Source organism: Haloferax litoreum, assembly GCF_009674605.1.
GTDB lineage: Archaea > Halobacteriota > Halobacteria > Halobacteriales > Haloferacaceae > Haloferax > Haloferax litoreum.
The window spans coordinates 2,766,512-2,790,361 of sequence record NZ_WKJO01000001.1 but is presented as its reverse complement, the minus strand read 5'-3'; the positions used below and the strand labels follow the sequence as shown (position 1 = coordinate 2,790,361).

The 23,850-nt window shown below is 60.8% G+C and carries 22 protein-coding genes; 15 read left to right on the top strand and 7 right to left on the bottom strand.

Annotated elements, in window-relative coordinates:
• Positions 1–37: 37 nt before the first annotated feature.
• Positions 38–697, bottom strand: a complete 660-nt coding sequence (locus tag GJR96_RS14400) for a DUF7500 family protein (RefSeq protein WP_151163562.1) — start codon at positions 695–697, stop codon at positions 38–40.
• Positions 698–838: 141 nt separating this feature from the next.
• On the opposite strand from GJR96_RS14400, the gene GJR96_RS14395 reads away from it, so the two are divergent.
• From GJR96_RS14395 to GJR96_RS14385, 3 genes are all read left to right on the top strand, one after another.
• Positions 839–1,177: an ArsR/SmtB family transcription factor gene (locus GJR96_RS14395; RefSeq protein WP_058573641.1), complete on the top strand. Its 339-nt coding sequence runs from the start codon at positions 839–841 to the stop codon at positions 1,175–1,177.
• Between the two features lie 205 nt (positions 1,178–1,382).
• Positions 1,383–2,024: a flagellin A1 gene (gene flgA1, locus GJR96_RS14390; protein WP_151163561.1), complete on the top strand. Its 642-nt coding sequence runs from the start codon at positions 1,383–1,385 to the stop codon at positions 2,022–2,024.
• Between the two features lie 12 nt (positions 2,025–2,036).
• Positions 2,037–2,675, top strand: coding sequence for an archaellin/type IV pilin N-terminal domain-containing protein (locus tag GJR96_RS14385; protein WP_151163560.1), 639 nt, complete (start codon positions 2,037–2,039; stop codon positions 2,673–2,675).
• Between the two features lie 274 nt (positions 2,676–2,949).
• Here GJR96_RS14385 and GJR96_RS14380 read toward each other — a convergent pair whose 3' ends face one another.
• Entirely contained in the window at positions 2,950–3,690 is a 741-nt protein-coding gene (locus tag GJR96_RS14380; protein ID WP_058573644.1) for an RAD55 family ATPase, read from the bottom strand.
• A 190-nt stretch (positions 3,691–3,880) separates the two neighbouring features.
• Here GJR96_RS14380 and GJR96_RS14375 point away from each other — a divergent pair, with 190 nt between their 5' ends.
• The 9 genes from GJR96_RS14375 (at position 3,881) to GJR96_RS14335 (ending at position 12,003) form a co-directional block, all read left to right on the top strand.
• Positions 3,881–4,051, top strand: a complete 171-nt coding sequence (locus tag GJR96_RS14375; RefSeq protein WP_154326238.1) for a hypothetical protein — start codon at positions 3,881–3,883, stop codon at positions 4,049–4,051.
• Positions 3,984–5,414 carry a flagella accessory protein C gene (locus GJR96_RS14370; protein WP_394349496.1) on the top strand — a complete coding sequence of 477 codons (1,431 nt, stop codon included), beginning with the start codon at positions 3,984–3,986 and terminating at the stop codon, positions 5,412–5,414. Before GJR96_RS14375 ends, GJR96_RS14370 begins: the two co-directional genes overlap by 68 nt.
• Positions 5,398–5,835: a fla cluster protein FlaF gene (locus tag GJR96_RS14365; RefSeq protein ID WP_151163558.1), complete on the top strand. Its 438-nt coding sequence runs from the start codon at positions 5,398–5,400 to the stop codon at positions 5,833–5,835. The genes GJR96_RS14370 and GJR96_RS14365 overlap by 17 nt, the downstream gene beginning before the upstream one ends.
• Positions 5,836–6,294 carry a CARDB domain-containing protein gene (locus GJR96_RS14360; RefSeq protein WP_151163557.1) on the top strand — a complete coding sequence of 153 codons (459 nt, stop codon included), beginning with the start codon at positions 5,836–5,838 and terminating at the stop codon, positions 6,292–6,294.
• Complete coding sequence (locus GJR96_RS14355) at positions 6,291–7,034, top strand: ATPase domain-containing protein (protein WP_151163556.1); 744 nt, start codon at positions 6,291–6,293, stop codon at positions 7,032–7,034. Before GJR96_RS14360 ends, GJR96_RS14355 begins: the two co-directional genes overlap by 4 nt.
• Complete coding sequence (locus tag GJR96_RS14350; RefSeq protein ID WP_151163555.1) at positions 7,035–8,699, top strand: type II/IV secretion system ATPase subunit; 1,665 nt, start codon at positions 7,035–7,037, stop codon at positions 8,697–8,699.
• A gap of 4 nt (positions 8,700–8,703) precedes the next feature.
• The gene (gene flaJ / locus GJR96_RS14345; protein ID WP_151163554.1) at positions 8,704–10,446 is read left to right on the top strand and encodes an archaellar assembly protein FlaJ; all 1,743 of its coding nucleotides are present in this window, start codon (positions 8,704–8,706) and stop codon (positions 10,444–10,446) included.
• A 53-nt stretch (positions 10,447–10,499) separates the two neighbouring features.
• Positions 10,500–11,555, top strand: a complete 1,056-nt coding sequence (locus GJR96_RS14340; protein ID WP_191965903.1) for a CheF family chemotaxis protein — start codon at positions 10,500–10,502, stop codon at positions 11,553–11,555.
• Positions 11,556–11,751: 196 nt separating this feature from the next.
• Entirely contained in the window at positions 11,752–12,003 is a 252-nt protein-coding gene (locus GJR96_RS14335; protein WP_151163552.1) for a hypothetical protein, read from the top strand.
• A gap of 152 nt (positions 12,004–12,155) precedes the next feature.
• On the opposite strand, the gene GJR96_RS14330 is transcribed toward GJR96_RS14335, so the two are convergent.
• From GJR96_RS14330 to GJR96_RS14315, 4 genes are read right to left on the bottom strand one after another with little or no spacing between them, the layout of a single operon-like run.
• Entirely contained in the window at positions 12,156–13,022 is an 867-nt protein-coding gene (locus GJR96_RS14330) for a CheF family chemotaxis protein (protein ID WP_151163551.1), read from the bottom strand.
• A 3-nt stretch (positions 13,023–13,025) separates the two neighbouring features.
• Entirely contained in the window at positions 13,026–13,868 is an 843-nt protein-coding gene (locus GJR96_RS14325) for a CheR family methyltransferase (RefSeq protein WP_151163550.1), read from the bottom strand.
• On the bottom strand, positions 13,868–16,192 hold the full coding sequence (locus GJR96_RS14320) for a chemotaxis protein CheA (RefSeq protein WP_151163549.1): 2,325 nt from the start codon (positions 16,190–16,192) through the stop codon (positions 13,868–13,870). Before GJR96_RS14320 ends, GJR96_RS14325 begins: the two co-directional genes overlap by 1 nt.
• A gap of 2 nt (positions 16,193–16,194) precedes the next feature.
• The gene (locus GJR96_RS14315) at positions 16,195–17,292 is read right to left on the bottom strand and encodes a protein-glutamate methylesterase/protein-glutamine glutaminase (RefSeq protein ID WP_154326237.1); all 1,098 of its coding nucleotides are present in this window, start codon (positions 17,290–17,292) and stop codon (positions 16,195–16,197) included.
• A 245-nt stretch (positions 17,293–17,537) separates the two neighbouring features.
• Here GJR96_RS14315 and GJR96_RS14310 point away from each other — a divergent pair, with 245 nt between their 5' ends.
• Complete coding sequence (locus GJR96_RS14310) at positions 17,538–18,008, top strand: chemotaxis protein CheW (protein ID WP_151163547.1); 471 nt, start codon at positions 17,538–17,540, stop codon at positions 18,006–18,008.
• On the opposite strand, the gene GJR96_RS14305 is transcribed toward GJR96_RS14310, so the two are convergent.
• Positions 18,009–19,352 (bottom strand): MFS transporter, encoded by a 1,344-nt coding sequence (locus tag GJR96_RS14305; protein WP_151163546.1) that lies wholly within the window; start codon positions 19,350–19,352, stop codon positions 18,009–18,011. It abuts the gene before it with no gap.
• 125 nt (positions 19,353–19,477) lie between these two features.
• Between GJR96_RS14305 and GJR96_RS14300 the strand changes: the two genes are divergently transcribed.
• Complete coding sequence (locus tag GJR96_RS14300; RefSeq protein ID WP_151163545.1) at positions 19,478–21,070, top strand: uracil-xanthine permease family protein; 1,593 nt, start codon at positions 19,478–19,480, stop codon at positions 21,068–21,070.
• A 299-nt stretch (positions 21,071–21,369) separates the two neighbouring features.
• Positions 21,370–23,823 carry a DUF5059 domain-containing protein gene (locus tag GJR96_RS14295; protein ID WP_151163544.1) on the top strand — a complete coding sequence of 818 codons (2,454 nt, stop codon included), beginning with the start codon at positions 21,370–21,372 and terminating at the stop codon, positions 23,821–23,823.
• Positions 23,824–23,850 lie beyond the last annotated feature (27 nt).

The window sequence follows — 23,850 nt, the reverse complement described above, 5'->3', positions numbered from 1 at the left end:
AGCGTCGAACGGGCCGGTCGGTCACGGACGGACGTGACTACCGACTTCCGCGCGGCGGGAACGACGCACCGTCGTCTTCTATCACGTCGAGTAGGTTGCCGATGGAGTCGGTGCGGTCGAGTCCGTACGAGGCAGCGAGTGCTGCAATCGCTCGACTCGGATACGTGACCTGAACTTCGGAAGCGAGGAGCAAGATTCCAAGTACCTCGTCGGGAGGCGTTTCACCGCTCCCGACTGCGTTTGCGTACCAACTCATCATCGAGTGGAAGACGTCGGTCACGTCGTCGGAGACACTCTCGTGTCGTTCCACGTTCCCATCGACGAGTGCCGTGGCGACCAACGCGTGGTCTGCTTTAATCGACCCAACTCGTTCGGTGAGGAGTCGGCGAGCGAGAATCGCGCGTTTTCGGGGGTCGCGAGGGAGGACTACTTCCGGACGGTCCGAGGTCTGGTCGGATTGTGCAGCGTCGTCGCCGTCGCCGTCGGGACTGCCGTCACCTGTCTGCTGGTCGTTCGTCTCATCGTCAGCGTCGTCGGTGGCGAGTTGTTCCCGACTCGGTGGTTTGTCACCACCGGTCGTGATGACGTACCGTCCCGATTCTATCTGGGCGACACGCTCGTCGTGGCTGATATCGAGGTCGTCAGTGTCGACCACGCCTTGCTCACGTTGTCGACGCCTTGGACGCTCGTCGTCCATCGCCAGATGCTCGGAGTGGCGACATATAATACCATCGTCCCCACACCGAACTGAATTCGTGTATCCAATACTACAACTGAGAATGTGGCAACTCGGTAACCAACATATTAACAAGCCGTGCGTACCGATGCAAATCCATCTATGGAGTCTGACAGGACACTTTCCGCCTTGGGAAACGAATACAACCCTGACATCCTCCGTGCCGCCGACGAACCTCATTCGGCACAGGAGTTCAGTGAGATGCTGGATATCCCCATCGCAACCTGTTATCGCCGAATCGAGGAACTGACGGCTGCCGGGCTTCTCGAACTTCACGACCGCGTCCTCTCCGACGAACACCGCCGGACGAACGTCTACCGGCGAGAAGTAGACGAAATTGTCGTCCGCTTCGAAAGTGACGACTACACTGTGAGTGTGACCGAGCGGCCAGAAGTCAAGAACAAACTCGACGACGTCTGGCGCAAAATCGCTCAAGACTGACGCTCCTCGGCTCCGTATCTTTCTTCTCCGTTTTCTGAGCTATCGACGTGCTTACTCTCGCGTGTGGGCGCGAAGTATTATCTGTAATCACGCAACAGTCCACCAGTATCAGTCTTGATATTGAGGTCCGTACCGTTATGTACACCCTGCTCAAGTGAACAGTCGAAGGTCGCCGCTCGCCAGAGTGGGGCCCCCACGACAACCCATGTTCGAAAACATAACTGAAGACCGGGGTCAGGTCGGTATCGGGACCCTCATCGTCTTCATTGCGATGGTTTTGGTCGCCGCAATCGCGGCGGGCGTCCTCGTTAACACGGCTGGCTTCTTGCAGGCCACCGCCGAGGACGCTGGACAGGAATCTGTGAACAAGGTCACGAACCGCGTCGACGTCGTCAACGCACACGGTCTCGTGAACAAGACCGGTGAAGAACGGAAAGTCGACCAGATTTACCTCACCGTTCGCCTCGCTGCAGGTTCCGGTAGTGTCTCACTCGAAGACACCACTGTCAAATACCTCAGCGGAACGACCGCGGAGACGCTGACGTACAACGACACGAACGACGCGAACGACCAGGCGGACCCAACGAACCTGACCACGGGTCAGAACTTCACCGCTGGTGTCCTCGAAGACTCTGACGGTTCGTTCGAAGTCCTCAACGAACAGTCTGACCGCGCGGAACTCATCATCAACACGTCCGTCGTCGAAGGCGCCACTGTCAACGGCACGGCCACGGGTGAGACGGTCAAGCTCGACATCACGAGCCGAAACGGTGGCACGACGCAGGTCATCCTGACGATGCCCCAGCAGCTCGCGGGCAAGGACAACAACGACCCAATCGCACTATAACTGGAGAAACCAATGTTCAACAAACTCACTAACGACGACCGCGGTCAGGTCGGTATCGGTACGCTCATCGTCTTCATCGCGATGGTCCTGGTCGCTGCAATCGCAGCGGGTGTCCTCGTGAACACGGCTGGCTTCTTGCAGGCCACCGCCGAGGACGCTGGACAGCAATCTGTGAACAAGGTCACGAACCGCGTCGAAGTCCTCAACACGCACGGGACGGTCGGCGCTGAAGACGACATCGACAACATCACCATGACGGTCCGTCTCGCAGCAGGGTCCGACGCTGTGGACATGAACGAGACGTCTATCAAGTACCTCAGCGGGGACAACGTCGTCACGCTGACGAACCAGACGACGGGCGACGGTGATGGTACGGCGGCCCAGACCCCTGACCAAGACGAGTTCGGTCTCGTCGAAGTCACGGACGACGACACGTCGTTCGGTGTGCTCAACAGCATGAACGACCGCTACGAAGTCCTCATCGCCCCGTCGGCCATCGAGGACGGTAACACCGACCTTGCTGGTGGTCTCTCGACCGGTGAACAGGTCACCCTCGAGATTACCTCCCGCACCGGTGGTACGACGCAGGTCATCCTGACGATGCCGCAGCAGCTCGCCGGAAAGAAACAAGGCGAACCGGTCGAACTGTAACTTCGGTTTCCAACGTTTTCATTTTCTTGACGCTGACCGGTGAGCGGACGCGCTCTGTCGGCTACGCATCGCAACGAGTGTCGACAGGTTTCGACGAGGGCTGACAGGAAGTGCCGAGAGCGTCAACACGACTGCTGAATCGCGCCTGACAGCGCTCTGCTGAAGGACACGCCGCGTCTCGTGACTCGTCACTGGACCATGCGTTCGTCGACGGAGAGAATTCGGGAGGTCGACTAAGAAGGGAAGTCGTCGGTAGCGAAAAACGGTCGTCCGGTTATTCGGTCTCTTCGCCGAACCACGGCGGCGATTCGCCGACCATCGAGAAGCCCGCCGCTTGCTCGTATATCTTGATTCCACCGTGTGCAATCTCCAGTGGGAACATCGAGTTCTTGATGCTCTGTTTGCGCATCTTGGCCACCCAGATGTACCGGTTGCTCGTCGCGCCGGCAGGACTCTGGATGAGGTAGATGTTCCCGTCGGTGAGGAAGTTCTCGAGGCCGATGTCCGTCTCCGGGAAGATTGCGGACTGTTCTGTCGTCAGCAGCGACGTGAGGCCGCTGTCTTTCAGGATGTCGATGAACTTCAGGAGATACTGTCGTTGTTCCTTCTCGTCGTCGAAGAAGAGTTGGAACATCGTGAGCGAGTCGAGGACGAGTCGGTCGTAGCTGGTGTCTTGGAGGTCGTCGAGGATGCGGTCGAGCGTCGAGGAGAAGTCGCCGTCACGAAGGAGCGTCCGCTTGTCGTAGACTTTGATCTGGCCGGATTCGACGTACTCGTGCCAGCGGTCGAACCCGATAGATTCCGCCGCTTGCCGGATGTCGTCTTCAGCCTCTTCGAACGTCAGGTACAACCCACCTTCGTCGAACTGGTCGACGCCGTTGTAGAGGTACTGCAACCCAAGAATACTCTTTCCTGTCCCTGGGTTGCCGCTGATGAGTACTGCGGCGTCCTTCACGATACCACCGTTCAGGATCGAATCGAGCCCTTCGACACCGGTCTTGACTAGTTCTGTCATAGTTTGAGTGAGACGAGTGTTGACTGTCGAACGTCCATCTGTTCCCCCGCCGGATAATTCTTCTCACCGGCGCTAGGCCTACGTCAGACTTTTATTATGCGTCTGAGTAGGTAAAATTCTCTTCACCCCGAATATCTCGTCTGATAACGGGACGGGAACTTTCTTGTATCGACTTACGTACCTTGCAGTAATGTTACCTGCTCCCCCGGGTCTGTTGGACCTCCCCGGCCCGTCCGACGACCAGGCGGGTGACAGGCAGTCGCGCGGGCGAGGCACCCCACACGTGGTGTGGGCTGTCTCCTCCGAGCAAGATGGAACAGACAGACGATTCGAAGACGGCCGACGCCGGGGACGAAGCTGAAACAAAAGAACAACATATGTCATCAGACGATGGACTTGGCTTCGAGGAGGGTATAGACGACCTCTCCGACGAGTTTGGTGACTTCGGCGACGACCTCGACGATGGATTCGACGACGACGACTTCGGCGGATTCGACGGCGGAAACAACGAGGAACTCGCAGAACTCGAGGACCGCGTAGGAGAACTCGAGAACGAAGTGAGCGCCATCTCGTCAGGGATGAACACCGTCCGCGAAGAGAACAAACAGATAGGCGAAACCGTCGAGGAACTCGAAGACACCATTCGAAAACTCCTCGACATCTACGAGATGGTCACCCGCGGTATCAACCCGTTCGTCGACGACGCCCGCGAGATGGGCGGCCTCGACGGTGGTGGCTCGTTCGGTCTCTTCGAGGCAGAAGCAGAAGACGAAGAGCACCTCGACCCCGAGGTCGCGAACGCGGAGGCCGAGACGTTCTTCGACGACGATTTCGGCGAACTCGACGCCGAGACTGGCGAGAAAGAAGCAGAACTCGCCGCCGAAGACGAACTCACCGATGCAGAGCGTCAGAGCCCTGCGGAAGCACTGGACGATGACTTCAGCGAAGAAACTGACGAGGACGACGACTCGGACGCCGGAACCGCCGGTGGCGCGAGCTTCGACGACCTCAAACAAGAGTACGAAGAGTCCGGTGGTTGGGACGACGAGGAAGAAGAAGAAGCGGCCGAAGAAGCCGAAGAAGCGGCCGAACTCGAAGAACCTGCACTCGCCGAAGACACGCTCGACGAACTCGAAGACGACCCGGCAGACGACGCTGGCGAACTCGACGAACAGGTCGAAGAAGTCACGGACGAACCCGAGGACGAATCGGACGACTTGGAAAAGACTCTCGACGAACTGGAAGCCGAGTACGCCTCCGCGGCGATGGCCAAAGAGGAACTTACGGAATCCGACGAGGAAGACGACTCCGACGCGTCGGCGACCATCGACGAACCGACCGAATCTGTCGAAGAACCCTTCGAGCCAGTCGTGGTCGAGTCGAACGCGTACCTCACGCAGTTGCCTGCGAGTTACGTCTCCGAAGTGCTCGTCCTCGAGTGGGCCGAGCACCTCGTCTCGGTCGGCGGTGCACTCGGTGCCTCTCGTGCACTCCGGCAGTACCGCGAACAGGAGTGGATTTCGCGCCACGTCGAGAACGAACTGAACGCCCACGTCGGGCAAATCGCAGCAGCGATGGACAGCGAAGAAGACACCGAACTTCGCATCGAGGACCACCAGACGAGCCTCGCGTACGTCAGCCGACTCGCGGAAGGCGTTCCTGCGGGGCGTCTGTTCGAAGAGCTCGTCGCCTACGGAGGGGAAATCGATGGGATTCGGTGTTAGCGGTTCGACCGCGATTATCTTCCTGGGCGTCCTCATCGCGACGGGGACGCTCTACACAGCGACGTCTCACGCTGCAGAGAACTTGGTCGAGGCCCAAGACGCAGACGCAGAGTTGGCCCTCGAACGAAAGAACACTGATATTTCCATCACGAACGCGACGTACGATTCCGGGAACTCGACCCTCACCGTGAACGTCACGAACACCGGTGCACAGACGCTCGCAGTCGACGAGACGACGTTACTCGTCAACAACACCTACACGGCCACGCCGTCGGCCAACACGACTGTGGACGGAGTGGAGTCGACAAACTTGTGGCACCCCGGTGGAAACCTTTCCATAACAGTGTCCTCGCCCAGTTCACCCTCCCGTGTGAAAATCGTCACCGGTTCTGGCATCGCCTCGACGGAGGGAGTGAACTAGATGGCAGACATCTCCGTTCCGAGCCTCATCTTGTTCATCGCCAGCATCGTCGTCGCGGCAGGTGTCGCCGGTGTGCTCATCGATACGGTGACTGGAATCAGTAGCTCGGTAGACGAGCGTGGCGGTGACGTGAGTACGGAAATCCGAACGGACATCGAAATCATCAGCGACCCCGAGAGCAGCGTCTACGATACCGGTAGCGGCACGCTGACCGTGTACGTCAAAAACACCGGGTTGCGGACGCTCCCAGCGACGAGTGGCGGGTTCGATGTCATCGTCGATTCACAGTACCGCTCCCAGTCTGACGTGGCCGTGAGCGTCGTGGACGGCACGGAGTGGCGTCCAAGCAACGTCGTTGAACTGGAGATAACCAACCTCACCCTCACGCAATCCGCCGACCACCGACTGAACGTCGTCGTCGACGGTGACGAGGAGGTGTTCGAATTCTACGTACCATGAGCAGTCAATTCTCTCTCGGATTATCCGGGCACGACCGTCTCGAAAAGGAACTAGGTGGCGGCATGCCGAAAGGCGCCATCGTCCTCATCGAAGGGGACTACGGTGCCGGAAAGAGCGTGCTGTCACAGCGATTTAGCTACGGCTTCTGCCAGGAAGACACCGTCGTGACGCTCGTCTCGACGGAGTTGGGCGTCCGTGGCTTCCTCGACCAGATGCACTCGTTGTCCTACGACGTCGTCAAGCACCTGCTGAACGAGGAAATCCTGTTCTTACAGGCCGAAATCGACAGTAGTGGTGCGCTCTCCGGCGGCCAACAGGAGCGCAAGCAACTCCTCCGCCGTCTGATGGACGCAGAGACGCTCTGGGACGCAGACGTCATCATCATCGATACGTTCGACGCCATCCTCCGCAACGACCCGCAGTTCGAAGCGCTGGTTCGGCAGAACGAAGAACGACAGGCGGCCCTCGAAATCATCTCGTTCTTCCGCGAGTTGACGACGAAAGGCAAGACCATCATCCTCACCGTCGACCCGTCGTCGGTCGACGAGGGTTCTATCGGGCCGTTCCGGTCTATCGCCGACGTGTACTTCGAACTGGAGATGGTCGAAGTCGGGAACGACGTTCGCCGGAACATCTTCGTGAAGCGGTTCGCGGGGATGGGCCAGCAGGTCGGTGACCGCGTCGGGTTCTCGGTGCGGTCGGGAATCGGGCTCGTCATCGAGTCCAGGAGTGTGGCATAGATGGCGACCGAACACGGCTCTGCCAGACTCTCGGACGACCTCAAACGCCTCGCTATGAAGTGGCCCCACCTCCGGGACCACCTCAAGCGCTTCCGTCAGATCACGGGTGAGTTCCCGATGCTCGTCGAAGACCCCGGCGACTACGAGTCGCGGCGTCCGAACATCATCTACCACCTCGGTGGGCCCGTGTTCTGCCAAATCTACGGTAACTTCGGTGAGACGACCAAGTACTACGTCATCGAACCGGAGATGGACGAAGACGAACTCGAAGTGTTCGCGCGGGTCAAAGACAAACTGCTCGAACGCAGTGTCTCGAAGCCGGCACCCGAAGAGAGCGCCGACTACGAAGAGCGCATCGGCGAACTCCTCGAAGAGATCGTCCACATCGAAGGCGAGGATAACGGTCCACTCGGGTCGGTGGCGAAACGACTCGACGTGGTCGGTATCGAGGTTCCGCAGGTCACGTACGACAAAATCGAGTACCGACTCGTCCGCGACATCGTGGGACTCGGGCCACTCGAACCCATCATGCGCGACCCGGAGAACGAGGACATTCACGTGATTGGTCCCAACCAGGTCGACGTCGACCACGGGACGTTCGGCTTACTCGAGACCAGTGTCGAGTTCGACAGCACCGAGCAGTTCGACAACTGGCTTCGCAACATGGGTGAGCGTATCGGTGACCCTGTCTCCGACGCACACCCCATCGTGGACTCGACGCTCCCCGACGGGTCACGTATCAACATCATCTACTCCGACGACGTGTCGCTGAAAGGGTCGTCGCTTACGATTCGTCAGGGTGACGACGTTCCACTCTCCATCCTCCAGATTACGAAGTGGGGGACGCTCTCGCCCGAACTCTCGGCGTACCTCTGGATTGCACTGGAGAACGAACGGACGGTGTTCGTCGTCGGCGAGACGGCGTCGGGGAAGACCACGACGCTCAACGCCATCCTCTCGTTCATCCCGCAGGACTCGAAGATTTACACTGCAGAGGACACTGCCGAGGTGTTGCCGCCGCACGACACGTGGCAGCAACTCCTCACGCGTGAGGGCCGTGGGTCAGACTCCGAAGTCGACATGTTCGACCTGGTCGCCGCAGCACTCCGTTCTCGTCCCGACTACATCATCGTCGGGGAGGTTCGTGGTGAAGAGGGTCGGATGGCCTTCCAGGCCGCACAGACCGGCCACCCCGTCATGCTCACGTTCCACGCATCCGACATCGTGTCGATGATTCAGCGTTTCACCGGTGACCCCATCAACGTCCCCGAGACGTTCATGTCGAACTGTGACATCGCGCTGTTCCAGAACCGGGTCAAGCGCGGAAACGACATCCTCCGGCGGGTGACGAGTGTCCAAGAGATAGAGGGGTACTCGAAAGAGATGGGCGGCGTCGTCACCCGCGAGGTATTCTACTGGGACCCGGTCAACGACGACATCGTCTTCCAGGGGATGAACAACTCGTTCATCATGGAACAGAAAGTCGCGACCCTCCTCGGGTACGACGACACGCGGAAAATTTACGAGGACATCAAGTTCCGGGCGGAACTCATCCGTCGTGCGATACAGGAGAACGTCCTCGGGTACCACGAAGTGAACGAACTCATCGAGGACTACTACCGCGACGGCACCGAAGGACTGCCGTTCGATATGGCGAGGGTGTAAACACATGTCTGGGGAAACGAGTGCATCGGTGCAAGCGGTTCAGGTTCGAGACTTCGTCAGCGACGTCATCGAGTCGTACGAGAAGATGCCGATGGAACTCTCCCGGTACCTCTTGTTGGTGCTGGGTCCGTCCATCGTGTTTTTCTTCATCTCTATCGCGGGCACGATTGCACTTCCGCTCCCCATCCTCGTTCGCATCCCTATCTTCATGCTAGGGGCACTGCTCCTCGGTGGCGCAGTGCTGTATCCACGACTCCTCGTCGAGCAGACGAGGCGAAGCCTCGAAAACCAGATTCACCTGCTCATCACGCACATGACGGTCCTTTCGACCACGAACATCGACCGTGTGGCCGTCTTCCGTACCCTCGCGCGCGAAGAAGAGTACGGCGAACTGGCGACGGAGATGAACCGCATCGTCCAGTTGGTCGACGCGTGGAACCAGTCGCTCGACGACGCCTGTGTGCGTCGGGCGCGTGAGGTCCCGTCGAAACCGCTTTCAGACTTCCTCGACCGTCTCGCGTACGCAATCAACGCCGGGCAGAGCATCGACGACTTCCTGCTCGGCGAGCAGAACGCGATGATTCAAAAGTACATCACCGTCTACGAGAGTGCACTCGGGAACCTCGAGGTCATGAAAGACCTCTATCTCTCGATGATTCTCTCGATGACGTTCGCTATTATCAACGCCATCGTCCTCCCCATCCTGACCGGGACGGACGCGACGATGACGATTGGTGCAGTCATCGTGCTGTTCGTCTTCGTGCAGATGGGGTTCTACTTCGTCATTCGGACGATGTCCCCGTACGACCCACTGTGGTTCCACCAGCGTGAGTACCGGACGAAGGCGGACCGACAAATCGACATCACGTTGTACGGTGCCGTTGGCCTCTCTATCGTGATGGTGTTCGTGCTGGCGATGGGGACGTTCAACCTGACTATCGTCGGCGAAATCGTCCGGCCAATCATGGTCGACCTGCCGATTCCACTCCTCATCTCGACCCCACTGACGCCACTGGCCGTCCCCGGTATCGTCGCCCGTCGTCACGAGAAACGCATCGGCGAACGTGACGAGGAGTACCCGGGGTTCATTCGTGCGCTGGGTGCGTCCGAGACGGCAAAACAGAGTACGACCACCGCTGTCTTGGAGACTCTGCGGAAGAAGGACTTCGGCGTCCTCTCGCGTGAGATTGGTCGTCTGCACACCAGACTCCGGATGCGTCTCGACCCAGACAGGTCGTGGTTCTTCTTCACCGCCGAGACGAACTCGTACCTCATCCAGAAGTTCAGTGAGATGTACAACGTCGGGCGTTCGATGGGTGGGAAGCCGAAAGTCCTCGGTGAACTCATCAGTCGGAACATGAACGAGATTATCAAACTCCGTCGGCAGCGCAAGCAGTCGACGATTACGCTCATCGGTGTCCTCTACGGTATCACCGCGTCTGCGTCGTTCGCGTTCTTCATCGGCCTCGAAGTCGTGGAGATTCTGGCGTCCTTCTCGACCCAGATGAACCTCGATAGCCTCCAGTTCGGGACGCTCATCTACGCAGGCGTCTACGACGTGCCGTTCATCGAGTACATGCTCACGCTCATCATCCTGTTCAACGCCCTCCTCTCTTCGCTCATGATCCGCATGGTCGACGGTGGCCACAAAGCGAACGCGTATCTCCACTTCGTGGCACTCGTCTGGGTTGGTTCGCTCATGGCAGTCGCCACCTCGTCGCTCGCAGGAGCACTGATCAGCATATGACGGACGATTCAACACACCCACGAACTGCAGATTCTGGGGAGTCGGACGACCAGATGGTCGAAAATGCTCGCGCGCGAACGCCCGAGGGAGGTGACGTTGCAGAGAGTGACCTGCTGCAAGCGTACCGCCGCCAGAAGTCGGAACCCGAGGACGAACGCGAGCAGGCAGAACGCGAGAAGTCTAAGCAGCGCCAACAACGGCGCACCGCCAACGGAGAGTCCATCGTCGTGGACTTCGTCGCGAGTTTCGTCGCCGGGGGCAACGCCTCGTTCGAACCCGTCAAGGGCCGTGTCCTGATGAGTCAGCGCAGACTCATCCTCGCCACCTCGAAGTCGAAGACAGACATCCCGATTACGTCCATCTTCGACATCGCCGTCGGGCAGGTCCCCCCGGAAGTCGAGGAGTTCTTCGACTACACCGTGATGGTCGGGTACATCATCGGGAGTCAGCGACGGACCACCGTCATCGGCGGCGATAGAGAGACTATCGAGAAGTTCACTTTGCTCTTGTTCCGCGCCGTCCTCAACGGGTCAGAGGCGCAGGTCACGCACCCCGCCCGAATCGGTGGGCGCGTCATGGACACGCCGCGTCGCCCGACCGGACTTCACCTCGATTACGAGGCAGTCACGTTCCCCGACGACGACGGCCCACTCACGGAAGACGGCGACCCGTTCCACATCGACCTCGCGAGCGTCATCTTCTTCGAGGTGCTCGAACGGACCGTCGACGACGAAAAACGCCTCGTCCTCTCGGTGCAACACGTCGAGCAGGGGCGAACGGTCACGTCGGAGATTTCTCTCAAATCACGGCGGAAGATGAACATCCTCGGGCGGTACCTCCGACTCGTCTACCACTGGATCAAGTCCAACGTCCGCGACGTGGAAGTCACAGAACAGGGCCTCGAAGTTCTCGTCGGCCTCTACTCTGCGGGTGAGATGGCCGCAGAAGTGGACTTCAGTGAACTCCTTGGCGTCGAGGAAGCGGTCCTCGACGAGGCACTGGAGACGCTCAACGACGAGGAACTCATCGAGGACGACTCGCTTCCGACGTCGCTCACGCCGCAAGGCCGCTTCGTCGTGAACGAAGAGATAGAAGACGTGAACGTCTAATTCGGTGATTCGGTCACCCTTTTCTGCAACCGAGTCGGGTTCCTGAGTGGTGCGATTGGTGAGGGGCAGCGGGAGAGTTCAGCAAACGGGCATTGCTTGGCCTACGTGTTATGAGATGAAACAAAGACCCGGCACAGATTACCTGTCTGTAGTTGAATAAGACAATACATTTGTAAATTAGACTGAATTTCATTATATGTCCGAAGACACCGCTGTCGATTCGTTTCGGTATGCACTCAATCCCGAATTGGTGAAACTGTACGTCGTGGCTGCACTGGGATGGTTTCTTGTTGATTTTTCACAGGGAGGATTCTTCATCATCCCAAATCCACTACTCGAAAATCTCGTCTCATCAGTTGCGTCACTATTTGGCCTCGCACTCTTTGTCGGGGGTCTCGTTGGCGTTGTTCATCAAGTACTGTCTGACTCCATGCAGACCGTTCGCTAACGAGACAAACGCGCCGTGTATTCAGCACGGTTTCAACAAACTATCAGCGACTGAAAGTTTGAACGGAGGCAACCGCGACTCCCAACTACGAGTATGAGAACGGACGTATCGCACCTACAACCGGTTTGTCAGTCAGAACGCCGAAAAGAGGGTTACTGCTCGTTGATGGCTTCCGAAGCGATGTTACGGCCACGAGCGTTGAGTTGAACCTCGTGTCGGATACGGACCTCTTCGACGACGTTGTGGTCGATGAGGCGTTCGAAGAGTTCCTCGACTTGGTCTACGTCGAGGCCGAGGAAGTCGGGGATGTCGAACGGTGCAACCCCGGAGTAGAGCGCGGTGAGAACCTGTTTGTCCGTCTCGCTCAACTCGATAGAGGTCTCTGAGAGTTCCTCACCTTCGCGCAAGAGCGAGTAGAGGAACGTAATCGCCCTGTCCGGCCCGGAGATGTACGTCTGGAGACTCGTCCCTTCGTCGTCGGAGTGTTCGACTTCGATGAGGCTCCGAACGTCGTCGACGACCTTCCGTTCACCAGTCTTGATTGCGCCGATGTCGTCGAGGCGAATCTCGACGAACTTTCCGCCGACAGTCGCCATACTCACGGCCTCTTCTTCGACCTTCAGTCGGGCCTTCTCCCACTCGGTGTTCTGGACGACACCACCGGCGACTGCCGGGTGTCGAGCGAGGAACTGTTTCGAGTTGAGCAACGCACCGAAAAAGTCGATTTCGAACTCGTCGTAGTCGACCGGTGCGAGGAGGACGACACCAGACGGGATGTGGATGCTGAAGTAATCAGAGACCGTCGCGATTCGCTGATTGACGTCGAACCGCCCGCCGAGTTTCTCGATTGCGCTCAACTCTATCGTTCGCTTCCCTGCCGTCCCAGCGAGGATGAGTCGTCTGTTCGACAGCAGAATGCGCCCACTCGTCCAATCGACGTCGTGTATCTCCCGGCCGTTCTTGATAACCTGGAGGAAGCGGCCGCGAGTGTCTCCAAGTTTGTGTTCACCGGGTTTCATTGCTTACCTCTGGACCGCGGCATCCGTCGCGCGGTAGATACGGAGTCGTTTCTCGACGGGGTCGAACTGTTTTCGGACACGTGGCGGAATCGTCTCGGTCATCCCAATCGTGAGGTAGCCTTCGGGTTCGAGGGCAGACCCGAGCGTCTCGAACACCGCTCGCTTCGATTCGGCGTTGATGTAGATGAACAGGTTTCGACAGACCACGAGGTCGAACGTCCCCGGCGGGTCTTCACGAATCAGGTCGCGGCGGTTGAACCTGACCATATCCGTGACCTTGTCCTTGACGCGGAACGTGTCGCCATCCTTGTCCACGTAGCGTTTCCAGTCACCGATTGGGTCGAGTTGCTCGGCGACGTCGTTCGTCTCCGACGCGCGGTACTCGGCCGTTCGCGCCGCGCGAAGAATCTCGCGCTTGATGTCCGTGCCGACGATTTCGATACGGCGTTCGTCGACCTGGTCGTCGTCGTGGGCGAGCATCGCGAGTGAGTACGCCTCTCGGCCGTCCGAACAGGCCGCACTCCACACCTTGATTGGGTCGCGTCTGCTCCCTTTCGAACTCAGGTCTCGGAGTACCTCGCGCAGTGCTTCCCACACGTCCGGGTTCCGGAAGAAACTCGTCACGTTGACAGAGAGTGCGTCGAGAAGCGCTTGCTGTTCCTCTTCGTCCTCCCGGAGCATCTCCTGATACGTCTCGTACTCGTCGACGCGTCGTCGCCGCATCCGTGCAGAGATACGCCGGTCGAGGTAGGCGTCGTTGTACGAACTCGTCTGGAACTGGAGCGAGTCTTCGACGTACTCGAGGAGTCGGTCGAATGCCGGGTCGTCGGTGCTCGACGACGGCATCAGTCTGCTGCCTCCTCGGCCGTGTCGGGGAGTTCACTCGGGTCGAACTCGCGCATCGCCTGTTTCCCGTCGTCGGGGAGTTCGAGCGTCGACACGTCCAGAATCGGGATGACGTTCCCGTCGCCGATGACCGCAGTTCCGGAGAGGCCACCGACACCCGAGAGTGGACCTTGCAGTGGCGTCACGACGACTTCTTCTTGTTTCGTCACGCCGTCGCAGTGAAGCGCGACCTGTCTGTCGTCGGGGCGGATGCGGACGACCATCCCGTGGTCGCGTTCGTCCGTGTCGATTTCCAGCGCTTCCCGGAGTCGAATCAACGGGAAGATGGTGTCTTCGTGGACGATGACTTCTGCGCCGTTGACCGTCTGGACGCGGTCGCGGCGGCTAATCTCGTCGATGTACTTGATGGGCACACCGAACTCGCGGTCGTCGACCTGCACGAAGAGGACCTTGATAATCGCGACGGAGACCGGCAGACGGATGTTGACCGTACTTCCCTGCCCGGGTTCGCTCTCGACGGAGACGGACCCGTCGAGTGACTCGACGGTGGTCTTCACCACGTCCATCCCGACACCGCGACCCGAGACGTCGGTAATCTCATCGTTGGTCGAGAGACCGGGGTGGAAGATGTAATCGTACACCTCCGAGTCGGGCATCGCGTTCATCTCTTCGCGTGTCTCGACGCCCTCGGCGACGACTTTGTCGCGGACGGCGTCTGCGTCGATACCACTCCCGTCGTCTTCGACGGTCACGATGACCGTGTCGTGTTGTCGCTGGGCCGAGAGTCTGATGGTCCCCGTCCGTGGCTTGCCGTTCGCCTCGCGCACGTCCGGTTCTTCGATGCCGTGGTCGACGGCGTTCCGGAGGACGTGCATCAACGGGTCGGAAATCTCGTCGAGGATAGTCCGGTCGAGTTCGATGTCCGCACCTTCGACCTTGAACGAGACGCGTTTGTCCTGTTCGCGCGCGAGGTCACGAACCAGTCGCGGGAACTTGTCGAACACCTTCTTGAGCGGGATAAGCCGCATGTCCATGACGGTGTTCTGGAGGTTCGACGAGATTTTGTCGAGTTCGTCGAGGGTGTCCAGCGCCGTGTTCTGTTCTTCGTCGATAGCGTTGCGGAGTTTGATGCGACTCGTGACGAGTTGTTCGACGAGTTCGTGAAGTTCGTCGAGTTGGTCGACGTCGACGCGGACGGACTTGACCGCGGAGATAGACCGGGCTTCTTCCGAGTCGTCGTCTTCGTCGTCCGACGCGTCGTCTTCATCGTCCGAGTCGTCGGCGTCGGTGCTGGTGTCGTCGCTGTCGGCGTCGGCGCTGCCATCAGTGTCACCGCCGTCGGTGTCACTTCCGTCGTCGTCACCGCCGTCGTCCACCGTCTCGTCGCTTGTCGGAAGGTCACCGTCGGTTGCTGGCCCGTCTTCGATACCGTCACTGTCAGCAGGCGTGGCCTCTGCGGATTCGTCGACATCCGCTTCTGGTTCCACGCCCGCACCGTCGTCGCTCTCGCCGGGTACTGCCTCGGCGTCAGAACTATCGGGCGCCGCTTCCTGCGACGTTCCGGCCGACACGACTCCGTCGAGGACGTCCGATACGTCGTTCGTCTCGACCGAGTCGACCTTCCAGAGGTCGCCGAGTCTCGATTCGACTGCTTTGGGCGCGAGGTTCGCCACGAACAGGTCGAATCCATCGTCGAACTCCCCGCCTTCGATAGCGTCTCGTGACGGGGCGTACCCGACGACATCGACCACGTCGGGGATGTTGCTGAGGAAGATACCCGCGTCGACGCTCTTCATCTGGCCAGCGTCCAGTTCGACGTGGGCGTGTGCGAGCGTCGCCGCGTCGATAGTATCGGTGTCGACGCACTCGGCGGCGAGTGAGACGAAGTCGACGTCTTCGCGGTCGTCCTCGTCAGATGCCGCCGGATTCGAGTTTCCCGCGTCACCACCGGTCTCGGCGGCGGCACGAATCTCTTCGACCGTGTCCGACGGGTCGATGGTGGATTCACCGTTCTCTTCGATGTCGTGGAGGATGTCGACGATGAGGTCCATTCCGTCGAAGACGAGGTCCATCCGTTCGGGCGTCACGTCGAGACGGTCGTGCCGAATCTCGTCGAGGAGGTCCTCGACTGCGTGGGCCACCGTCGCGGCGTTGTCGAACCCCATCGCACCGAAGTTCCCCTTCAGGGTGTGTGCCTGTCGGAAGATGTCGTCGATGGCGTCCGTGTCCTCCGGGTTGGACTCTAACGACAACAGGGAGTTGTTCAACTGCGTGATGCTCTCTTCGCTCTCGGTGATGAATGCCTGGTAGAGTTCTTCGTCCATGGTCAGGTAGTGATTCCGCGAAGCGTTTCTTCGGTGATGCGCCCGTCGGGTGCGACGACGTCGACGCACCCTGCCTCGATGGCTCGCTTCGGCATCCCGAAGATTGCTGACGTCTCTTCGTCCTGTGCAACCGTGTGCCCGCCTGCGCGACTGATTCGGGTCATCCCTTCGACGCCGTCGCGTCCCATTCCGGTCAACAGCACCCCGGCGAGGGGTGCGTCCACGACTTCGGCGGCAGACGCCATCGTGAGGTCGATAGCTGGCTTGACGCCGTGGAGTGGGTCGTCGTCGGAGAGTTCGAGTTTGAGTCGGCCAGCGCGGTCACCCGTGACGAGGAGGTGTGAGCCACCCGGAGCGACGCGAATCTGTCCGGGACCGACCCGTTCACCGTCTTCGGCCTCTCGGACGTCGTAGTCACACCGCCCGTCGAGACGGGCGGCGAACCGTTTGGTGAACCCCTTCGGCATGTGCTGTACGACGAGGACGCGAAGTCCCGCGTCGGCAGGAAGCGCCGCGAGGACGCGTTCGACAACGTTCGGGCCGCCGGTCGATGCACCGACGACGAGTGTCGAACCCTCCTGTGGGAGCGCCGTCGACGTGGCGGCCGAACCGGACGAATCGGGTTTGGTCTGCGGTTCCGACTCGGCCTTCGGTGGTCGCGTCCGTCGCTGTGTCGCACTGAGGTCCACTGCCGCCGCCGACTGAATCTTCTCGACGAGTTCGCGTTTCACGCGAGGCATCTCGGAGGTCACTTCCCCACCGGGTTTGGTGACGAAGTCCACCGCCCCTCTGTCGAGTGCTTCGAAGGTGACGTCTGCGTCCTCTTCGGCGTGGGCCGAGAGCATGAGGACGGGTGTCGGACACTCGTCCATGATGCCTTCGACTGCGTCGAGGCCGTTCATCTCGGGCATCTCGATGTCCATCGTCACCACGTCGGGTCGATGTTCATCGACCACCGATATCGCCTCTTTCCCGTTGCTTGCGTCGGCGACGACTTCCACGTCCGCGTCTTCGAGGAGTGTTCGAATCAGCGTCCGCATGAACCGCGAATCGTCGACGACGACAGCACGCGTCGGCCCGCCGGCGGCGGACGTACTCATCGTCCCCACCCGAGGAGGCCGTGCCGAGGCGACGAAAGAGGCGTCGGGAGTGCCTCCTGTCGATGGCGTTTAGAAGTCGTCGGAGTGCCGTTTCGTTGACCGCTCATCTATCTCCGAGGTTCGGAAATCGGATATATAAACGCTCGCCGAGAAGAATCAGGGCTGATAATCGGGTACGTACCTTTATGGAGCGAATCTGTCCACTGTGAGGCAGACAGGCGGCGGTGTGCCCGCCGAGAATCACCATGCGACAGGATGCAATCACTACCGACATGGCAGAGGACGACGTCGAGGAGGACTCCGCAGAAGAGGTGCAAGTCCTCGAGTTCCAACTGGGTCCGGAGACGTACTGCGTCGACATCGAGTACGTGAGCGAAATCGTCGACAAAGGACAACTCACAGCCGTTCCGAACGCCCCCGAGTACGTCGAGGGCGTGATGGACCTCCGCGGACGGACGACGTCCATCATCAACCCGAAAGAACTCCTCAGTATCGACGCCGAAGGAGAGTCCAAACGTATCGTCATCTTCGACCCCAACAAGTTCGAAGACGAAGCGGCGACGGGATGGCTCGTCGACGAAGTGTATCAGGTCGTCCGCGTCTCGATGAACGACGTGGAAGAACCGCCGTTAGAGAAAGACGACTCCATCGAGGGCGTCATCAAGCGCGATGGCGAACTCGTGGTCTGGATTTCGCCAGTCCACGCAATCGAGTAATCACTCGACTGAGAGCAACTGGCCCCGCACTGTTTTTTCGCCCGACGACCAGACGATGACGAGCGCCGTCACCACGACGCCTCCGGCGAGGACGAAGGTGACGACGTACCCGAACGCATCGGCGACGACACCGCCGAGTGCCGACCCGATACCCCCACCGAGGCTGGCGAGTGCCGTGTACGCACCGAGCGCGTCACCCCGAACCTGCTCGGGGGCGAGACGAGTGACGATTCCCGTGGCCGTTACTGCGATGATGGCCCACGTGACGCCGACGACGACGAATATCGCGCCGAGGACGACGAGGCTCGTCCCCGCAGTGAGACGCGCCCCGACGATGGCGACGAGTGGGAACGCGAGTCCACGCGTCGCCAGTGCGCCGACCTGTAACTGCCGCGAATCGTGCGTTGCGGTCAACGTTCCGACGCGGGCGTAACTCACCGCCGACCCGAGACTGGAGAGGACGAAGAGGACGAACACCTCGTCTGCCGTTCGGCCCGACGAGACGAGGTACGCCGGAAGTGGGCCGAAGAAGACCGAGAAGCCGACGAAAAAGAGGGTCGCGGCCGCGAGATAAGAGAGGAGCGTGGGACCGACACGACTCCGCAAGTCGCCGATATCGAGTCCTTGCAGTGCCCAGTACATCCGCGACGGACCGTAGGGAACCGCACGGACTGAGCGCCCGATGAGACCGCTCTGTCGACGGATTCCGGCAGAGAGACGCGCGAACCGTGTGGCCGAGAGGGTCGACTGGTCCGGGTACCACACGCGAACGAGGAGTGCCCCCGCTCCGGCGGCGACTGCGGAAATCACGAGGAACCACCGCTGGACGGCGAGAGCGCTGAGGTCGAAGACTCGTGGGGCGAGCGCCGACCAGACTGCACCGACGACGAGTCCGCTCAACCACCCGTACCCCTGATAGTGGTTCAGGACGCCGAACCGACGGTCCCACTGGTCCGCGGGGACACCCTCGACGACGATGAGGTTCAACACCGGTGCGGCGGCGGCGACGACGAACCACAGGAGTGTGTTCGCGACGAGGACTGCGAGCGGTGAGTCGACCTGCGTGAGAATTCCGAAGACACCGGCGGCCGAGACGAGGGCGACGAGGACGAACGGTCGTCTCCGTTTCGTTCGGGCGGCGAGGCGGCCCCAGAGTATCGCCCCGGGTGCGCCAGCGAAGGCCGCAGTCGCGGCGATGAGGCCGACGAAGAGCGCACTGGCACCTAATTCGATGGCGTAGAGTGGAACGACGAGGGACGACGCTCCGACGGCGGCGTACCCGAGTGCCCACCCGACGAGCCATCGGTCCCGCCCAGTTGTAGAAGACGATGGTCGATTGAACACGACTACGAGTCAAACCGATGAGATAAAGTCGTTACCCCGCCATCGCGCGAAAAAGTAGGACATATATAGTCTCGGTAGAATGCTGGAACAACCATGTTCGGGAGAGAACCGCCGCATACGGGGGGATGGTCGTGACGGACGACTCATCACCCTCTTCGTTCGTGCAGTACGGTATCGACGACAAACCACCCCTTCCAACCGCTCTCCTTCTCGGCGCCCAACACTACCTCACGATGGTGGGCGCAAACATCGCCGTTCCTCTCATTCTCGCCGGAGTCCTCGGTATGCCCGGCGACGTGATTCCGCGGTTCGTCGGGACGTTCTTCGTCGTCTCTGGCATCGCCACGCTGATGCAGACGACGTTCGGAAACCGCTACCCCATCGTGCAGGGAGCACCGTTCTCGATGCTCGCACCGGCAATCGCCGTCATCGGCGTCGTGAACGCGACAGACCCGGCAGGGGCCGGGTGGCAGACAGCGCTCTTACAACTCCAAGGTGCCATCATCGTGGCCGCTGCCGTCGAGGTGCTGGTCGGGTACTTCGGACTGCTCGGACGCCTCCGAAAGTTCATCTCGCCCGTCGTCATCGCGCCCACGATTGCCCTCATCGGCCTGTCGCTGTTCAGCGTCCCACAGGTCACGTCGGCCACTAACAACTGGTGGCTCCTCGGCCTGACGCTCGCACTCATCGTCCTGTTCTCGCAGTACCTCGACACCGCCCACCCGGCGTTCAAACTCTTCCCGGTGCTCCTCGGCGTCATCGTCTCGTACATCGTGGCGGCCATCCTGTCCGTCACGGGCGTCATCGCCGCGGGTGCACCCGGATTCGTGGACTTCCAGTCCGTCCTCACCGCCCCGGCGTTCATGCCAATCTACCCGTTCCAGTGGGGCTTCGCGGGCGGTCCGGGCACGATGGAAGTCGCACTGCCCATCGTCGGAAGCATCGCGTTCGGTATCCCGCAGTTCACCTCGTCGTTCATCATCGGGATGCTCGCCGGCGTTGCCGCTTCGATGGTCGAGTCCTTCGGTGACTACCACGCCGTCGCCCGTCTCTCGGGCGTCGGTGCGCCCTCGAAGCGCCGTATCAACCACGGTATCGGCATGGAGGGCCTGATGAACATCTTCTCGGCCGTCATGGGCGGAAGCGGGTCCACCTCTTACTCCGAGAACATCGGTGCTATCGGCCTCACCGGCGTCGCGTCGCGCTACGTCGTGCAGGTCGGTGCCGCACTGATGCTCGTCATGGGGTTCGTCGGCTACTTCGGTCAACTCATCGCGACGATTCCCGGCCCCATTGTCGGTGGTCTCTACATCGCCATGTTCGGGCAAATCGTCGCCGTCGGTCTCTCGAACCTGAAGTACGTGGACCTCGACTCCTCGCGCAACATCTTCATCATCGGCGTCGCCATGTTCGCCGGCCTCGCAATCCCGGCGTACATGGGTAACGTCGGCAGTGCAGAGGCGTTCCGGCAGGGCATGAGTCAGGTCGCATTCGTCGGCCCCATCCTCGGCACGCAACTCGTCGCCGACACCATCTTCGTCATCGGGTCGACGGGGATGGCCGTCGGTGGCCTGTTCGCGTTCTTCTTCGACAACACCATCCAGGGGACTCGCGTCGAACGCGGCCTCGAAGAGTGGGAAGACACCGTCGAGGAAGACGGCGAATTCCAGTCGGCGTTCGACCGTCTCCGCGGCGACGAGACGACGACGGCCGACTGACTGACGACCGACCACTGTACCGGCGACTACCGTCGTCGGCCTTCTGACGCTTCGTTCCGATTCGACGCTGCCACTTCCTTTCGAGACGCAGATTCGACGAGAGTTTTTTCTCTCTCACGCTCGTGGTCGCCACCCCACGACCCACGGCCAAACACTAGCCACGACCAGACAATCGACGGCGTTAAGAACGTTTAGGAGGACCAAAAGCTCGAAGAAGTCACCGAGTTACGACCCAACACCCCAGTTTAGGCAGACCTAAAAATCGAAGGTCTTTTATTAATTTAGGCTGGCCTAAAAGTATGGGCTATTCCCGACGGACACTCTTGAAGACGACGGGATTGGCGGTCGCGTCCGCCGGTCTCGCGGGTTGTAGCAGTCAGTCTGAAGAATCGACGGCGACCACCACGCAGTCGACAGAAGACGCCGAGACGACGGACGCCGAGTCGTCTGTGACCGTCGACGCGACGACTGCCGTGGCCGCCGAGTGGAACGCGATGCGCGCCCGTCTGTACGACTCGGTTGCGCTCGCCACCGCCGGACGACTGGGAACTGCGGGACGCGTGGCCGAAGACGTGTTCGCCCGGTTCGAGCAGTCTTCCGGCGAGTGGGGGGCACACGAGCAACTCGAAGCGACGAACGAGCAGAACTACGAGACGTTCGAAGAACACCTCGGGGCCGCGGCAACTGCCCTCTCGGACGGACACGCCGACGAGGGAATCGACCTCGCGATGCAGGCGTCGGACAACCTCCTCGCCGCTCAGCGTGGCCGCGTCGACCCTGCTGTGGTCGACGCACTCGGTCTCTACACCTTCGCGTCCCGCGCCCGCGACGTGGAGATGCTCGCCGCCGCCGGCGAGGCAGCGGCCGCCGCGGAACTCGCACACAGTGTCTACGAATCGTTCGAGGACGCACCCGCACACGAAGTCATCGAAGACGCGTCCAGCGAACTCTACGAGACGTTCGAGGCTGGAATCGAAGGCGCGGCGGAGGCGAACGACGCGAGCACGATTCAGCAATCCTCGCGGAACGCCGCCACCGCGATGGTCGACGCGAGTTACGAAGTCGCTCCGAAGTCTGTCGCCGGTGCGGGCCACCTCGCGCTCATGCAGTCGGTCGGATTCGACGCAGAAGTCCTCGCTGGCCTCGGTGGTCCCGGTGACGAGTACGCCCACGCCGCGGCACTCACGCTGTACCGCGCCCGCGCCGCCGACGTTGCGTGGCTGGTCGCACAGGGGCAGACCGACTTCGCCGCGACGCTCGCGGGCGACATCTACGCCCACTTCGAGGGTGCACGCGCTCACGAAGCACTGGAACACGCAGACCACGACGCCTACGAAGGCTTCGAAGGCGGCCTCGAATCACTCAAAGAAGCGGCCGAGTCGGGTGACCTCGCGGCCACCGAAGACGCACTCCAGACCGTAGACGACAACCTCCTCATTGGTGTCTCGGCCCTCACCGGTGGCGACTCGGCGACACTCTTCGAAGCGGCGTTCTTCCGTGCCCGCCTCGCCGACGCCCGAGAACTCGTCGCTCTCGGTGCCACCGACCGCGCCGCATCTGTCGCAGAGGGCCTCTTCGCCCGCTTCGAAGAGAACGAGGGGAACCTCCACGAAGCCATCGAACACGAGTCCGAAGACCTCTACCACCGCTTCGAAGAGGAACACCTCGAAGGCCTCGTCGACGCCACGAAAGCCGGTGACTCCGAGTCGGCGGTGACTCACGCGCAAGGCGCGATGGACGCGCTCTTCGAGTTCGAGACTGCCGTCGGGACGACTGCCGAAGTGTCGGCCGCCGAAGCGGCGTTCTTCGGTGCCCGCGGATTCGACGCCGCTGGCCTCGCACAGGTCGGGGCGACCGACCGTGCCGCCGCAGTCGTACAGGAGACGTTCTCGTTCTTCGAGGAGGGTGCCGGCGGCTATCACGAAGCACTCGAACACGCCGACCACGACCTCTATGAGTCGTTCGAAGGCGCACTCGGAGGCATTCGAATGGCGGCCGAGGAAGACGGCGACGCCTACGGCGCGGCTAAGACCTACAACCAGCAATCCATCGACTCGATGTACGCCGTCGTCGCAACCGCCGCCGCGGACGCCGGTCTCTCGGCCACCGCATCCGAACACATGAGCGGCGTGTTCGAGACGTTCGAAGGCGCACGTGTCCACGAGACGCTCGAAGAATCGGACCACGAGGCCTACGAAGGGTTCGAGGAGGCGCTTTCGACCTACGTCGACGCACTCGACGAGGGTGCCGACGTCGATACGTCAGCCAACGCCTACGCGGCGTCGACGCTTCGCGCGCAGTTCGCAGTGGTCGGTGCCGCCGACGAGGCACCCATCGACCACTCGTCGCACGACCACAGTCACGGCGACGGTGAAACCAAGCTGACCGGCGGTCCCAACGTCGTCGAAGGCGTCCCCGAGGACGCCGACCACGTGGTGAAGTTGACGGCCGTCGCCTTCGAACCCGAGGAGCTGACGGTGACGGTCGGCGACACTGTCGCCTTCGAACATACGGCGGGCGAAGCACACACCGCGACTGCCTCCGAGAGTGGCCTCCCCAAAGGTGCCGCGTACTGGGCATCCGGTGGCTTCGAGTCGCAGGAGGCCGCCGAAGCGGGGTGGGACGACGGCGAGGGTGCTGTGCAATCCGGCCAATCCTACGTCCACACCTTCGAGACGGCCGGTGAGCACGCGTACCTCTGCATCCCGCACGAGGCGGCGGGCATGACCGGCACCGTCGTCGTCGAAGAGTAATCGGGACACGCGGCACCGGCGTGTTCT